The sequence below is a fragment of the Gemmiger formicilis genome (assembly GCF_016901605.1).
In the GTDB taxonomy this organism is placed as follows: Bacteria; Bacillota; Clostridia; order Oscillospirales; family Ruminococcaceae; genus Gemmiger; species Gemmiger formicilis_B.
In genome coordinates this window covers 1-218 of the sequence record NZ_JACJKP010000965.1, presented here as the reverse complement: position 1 = coordinate 218, position 218 = coordinate 1, and the positions used below count along the sequence as shown (strand labels likewise).

Sequence of the window (218 nt, the reverse complement as noted above, 5' to 3'; positions counted from 1 at the left end):
TCTTGATGAATTCCAGTTCCTCGCTGACACTTTTATCGCAGAAATCCGCAATATTGATTCCGCCGACAGTCACCGCCAGGCTGGTCGGTTTCAGTCTGCGGCCATGGCAAGCGGTACGGCTTTACACTGGACACGCCCATCAAAGACTTCAGCAAAGAGGCCTTGCATGCGCTGTTGTACGGTACCGGTGAAGAGCGTATAGAAATGCAGCGCGAAAG

Annotated in this window: 1 protein-coding gene; it reads left to right on the top strand. The window is 52.8% G+C overall.

Annotated elements, in window-relative coordinates:
* Nucleotides 1-126 precede the first annotated feature (126 nt).
* Nucleotides 127-218 (top strand): hypothetical protein (locus H6B10_RS17415; protein ID WP_243427459.1); only part of this gene is annotated, 92 nt, incomplete at its 3' end.